4 protein-coding genes are annotated in these 3,261 nt (G+C 69.6%); 3 read left to right on the top strand and 1 reads right to left on the bottom strand.

Annotated features, from left to right (window positions below; genetic code table 11):
- Positions 1-176 precede the first annotated feature (176 nt).
- Positions 177-1,397 (top strand): acetyl-CoA C-acetyltransferase, encoded by a 1,221-nt coding sequence (locus FGD71_RS35230; RefSeq protein WP_119104623.1) that lies wholly within the window; start codon positions 177-179, stop codon positions 1,395-1,397.
- Between the two features lie 258 nt (positions 1,398-1,655).
- The gene (locus tag FGD71_RS35225) at positions 1,656-2,432 is read left to right on the top strand and encodes a hypothetical protein (protein WP_119104625.1); all 777 of its coding nucleotides are present in this window, start codon (positions 1,656-1,658) and stop codon (positions 2,430-2,432) included.
- Between the two features lie 118 nt (positions 2,433-2,550).
- Here the strand turns inward: FGD71_RS35225 and FGD71_RS35220 are convergent, their stop codons facing one another.
- Positions 2,551-2,862, bottom strand: a complete 312-nt coding sequence (locus FGD71_RS35220) for a hypothetical protein (RefSeq protein WP_171060228.1) — start codon at positions 2,860-2,862, stop codon at positions 2,551-2,553.
- A 101-nt stretch (positions 2,863-2,963) separates the two neighbouring features.
- Between FGD71_RS35220 and FGD71_RS35215 the strand changes: the two genes are divergently transcribed.
- Entirely contained in the window at positions 2,964-3,194 is a 231-nt protein-coding gene (locus FGD71_RS35215) for a DUF4287 domain-containing protein (RefSeq protein ID WP_103550712.1), read from the top strand.
- Positions 3,195-3,261 lie beyond the last annotated feature (67 nt).

The raw sequence follows: 3,261 nt of genomic DNA, 5'->3' as shown, positions 1-3,261 counted from the left end.
CTGGGGGCGAAGCCCCCAGTTTCGGGAAGGGGTGGGGTTGGGGAAGGAAAACGCAACCGGCCAAGCAAGCGCTTAGAAAAATGCGGTGGGGGTCACACAGCCCTATCCGTGACCTCCACGGTACGTGCGGGTAACTTCCCAGACAGCCCAAGTCCCGCAACGCCAATGGAGCCGTGATGCCCGAAGCCGTGATCGTCTCAGCCGCCCGCTCGCCGATCGGCCGCGCCGGCAAGGGCTCGCTGAAAGACCTCCGCCCGGACGACCTGACCGCCACCATCATCGAGGCCGCCCTCGCCAAGGTCCCGCAACTGGACCCGAAGGACATCGACGACCTGATGCTCGGCTGCGGCCTCCCCGGCGGCGAGCAGGGCCACAACCTCGGCCGCATCGTCGCCGTACAGATGGGCATGGACCACCTCCCGGGCTGCACCGTCACCCGCTACTGCTCCTCGTCCCTCCAGACCTCGCGCATGGCCCTGCACGCCATCAAGGCGGGAGAGGGCGACGTCTTCATCTCCGCGGGCGTGGAGATGGTGTCGCGCTTCGGGAAGGGCTCCTCGGACGGGCTCCCCGACACACACAACCCCCTCTTCGCCGACGCCGAGGCCCGCACCGTCGCCGTCGCCCAGAGCGAGGGCGCGACCTGGCACGACCCGCGCGAGGACGACCTCCTCCCCGACCCGTACATCGCGATGGGCCAGACCGCGGAGAACCTGGCCCGTCTGAAGGGCGTCACCCGCCAGGACATGGACGAGTTCGGGGTCCGCTCGCAGAACCTCGCCGAGGAAGCCATCAAGAACGGCTTCTGGGAGCGTGAGATCACCCCGGTCACCACCCCGGACGGCACGGTCGTCAGCAAGGACGACGGCCCCCGCCCGGGCGTGACGCTGGAGGGCGTCCAGGGCTTGAAGCCGGTCTTCCGCCCGGACGGGCTCGTCACCGCCGGCAACTGCTGCCCGCTCAACGACGGCGCCGCCGCCCTCGTGATCATGAGCGACACCAAGGCCCGTGAGCTGGGACTGACCCCGCTCGCCCGGATCGTCTCCACCGGCGTCTCGGGACTGTCCCCGGAGATCATGGGGTACGGCCCCGTGGAGGCCAGCAACCAGGCCCTCGCCCGGGCCGGCCTGACCATCGACGACATCGACCTGGTCGAGATCAACGAGGCGTTCGCCGCCCAGGTGATCCCGAGCTACCGCGACCTGAACATCCCGCTCGACAAGCTGAACATCAACGGCGGCGCGATCGCGGTCGGCCACCCCTTCGGCATGACCGGCGCCCGCATCACCACCACGCTCATCAACTCGCTCCAGTTCCACGACAAGCAGTTCGGCCTGGAGACGATGTGCGTCGGCGGCGGCCAGGGCATGGCCATGGTCATCGAGCGACTCAGCTGAGACGAGGCGCCCACCACCGGTCCAGGGCCCGGAACCCCCGGGCCCTGGACCATTCTGTGATCCAATCTCCCCCATGATGTGACCTACACCCCTCCGAATGGGGATGTACGCAGCTCAGAGCGGGTTCACGGCCAAACATCGAGCCCAAATAACTGTCCAATTCGTGACGTAATGCACTGACAGCTGGATAGTCCGCCCTTCAAGCTGATGTAGGAAGTCGGGGGTCGACTTTGAACCGGGAGTACGTCAGTGAGCGCCATGCCTCTAGCCCTGCTGCTCACCGCGGCCGCCGCCACGGCCGTCGGCGCGGCCACCTTGCACGCCGTACACGGGCTGCGTCGGCAGATCGCGGCCCTGCAGAGCGAGCTCAGCCAGAGCCGTACGGCGGGTGTGCGCGCTGCGGTGCCCGCGGCCCGCAGCGCCGCGGACACGGCCGAGATACGCGCTGCCGTCGCCGAGGCGCTCGCCGAGGAGCGGGAGCTGGCCGAGGCGCGGGCGTTCTGGGCCGCCCAGGAGGCGCGTGACGCCTCGGACGGGCCCACGCTGCTCGGCCTGCCGGACAGCGAATTGTTCCTGCCGCGCCAGTCGGACTTCGCGGGCCTGGAGCACCTGGAGGCGGTGACCGAGCCCGGCGCCGACGCCGAGGAGTTCGCCCCGGACTCCCCCGAGCTGGCCGCGGCCCGCCGCCGCCACCCCTCGCACCCCGACTTCGTACCGGTCCAGTCACCGGTGGCGAACGATCACGAGCGTACGGTCGCCTGTCTCGAGGAGCTGGCCGAGTCCCGTACGGAGCTGGCCGATGTCCGCCCCGGCCCCCTGGGCACGCTCGACGTCTACGTCTTCGCCGACGGCACCACGCTCTGTATGACTCCGGGCCACCGCGAGACCGCGGAGAAACTGGCCGGCGCCCTCCGCGAGGGCGAGACCCCGGTCCTCCTCGGCGGCTCAGGAGTCTCCGGCGCGTACGCCCTCACGTTCTCCTGCGGCGACCACAACGTGTACATCCTGGCGGACCGCGTCATAGCCTCGCTGTAGCCGTATGCCCGGTGGCCCGGTGGCCGGTGCGGCCAGGAGCCCGACGGCCCGGTTCGGCCGTGACCGTGAGCCCGGAGCCGCGTTGCAACCGCAAGGCACCGGACGGGCCCGCGCAGGGCTAGACCCCCGCGCGTTTCTGCGCCTCCTCCACGAGGCGCACCGCCTCCGCAACCTCCCCCTCGGTCCTCAGTACGAGCGCGAGATCGTGCCCGGCGACGGTGATCTGGTCGGCGGCCGCGAACATGCCCGCGTCGGGCATCTCCCGTACCGGCCCCTGAGGGTCCTCGAGCAGCTGGGCACGCAGTGCCAACTCCCTGGCCAGACCCAGCGCCTCCGCCGCCGCTCCCCGCTGGAGCCGGCTCTGCGGAGCGGCCCGCAAACGGTCGGCGAAATGGTCCACGGCACTGGTCAACGGGGTCGTATCAAGCACGCCGCGAGACTACGCGCCTCAACAGGACTGTTGCCAACGGGCCAACCCTCAGGCACCGTGACTTGAAGGACCGGCTTACATCCCAGCGTCCGGAGGCGCCGATGTCCCAAGTCTTCTCCGAGGAGACCCATCGCAACCTGCTCGCCCGAATCCCCCATTGCACCGGCCGTGAAATTTCCGACTGGCTGCGCACCGTCGACGAAGGCCCCGCTCTCTTCCGCTTCGAGGAGAAGGTCAGCTGGCTCCGCGCCGAGCACGACCTCGCGTACGGCCACGCCAAGGCGATCATTCACGAGTACGACCTGAGGAGGGCCGCGCGCAAACTGCTCTGAGCGCGCACAACGAGAACGACGAAGGGCCCGCGAACCAGAGGTTCGCGGGCCCTTCAGGTGTTGCCGG

The organism is Streptomyces sporangiiformans (assembly GCF_005768555.2).
Lineage (GTDB): Bacteria > Actinomycetota > Actinomycetes > Streptomycetales > Streptomycetaceae > Streptomyces > Streptomyces sporangiiformans.
Note: the sequence above shows the minus strand (reverse complement) of the source record. Positions and strands in the feature narration are given on the sequence as shown.

Coding starts and splice junctions, on each gene's coding strand:
- FGD71_RS35230 (WP_119104623.1), top strand. CDS start 177: ATGCCCGAAGCCGTGATCGTCTCAGCCGCCCGCTCGCCGATCGGCCGC.
- FGD71_RS35225 (WP_119104625.1), top strand. CDS start 1,656: ATGCCTCTAGCCCTGCTGCTCACCGCGGCCGCCGCCACGGCCGTCGGC.
- FGD71_RS35215 (WP_103550712.1), top strand. CDS start 2,964: ATGTCCCAAGTCTTCTCCGAGGAGACCCATCGCAACCTGCTCGCCCGA.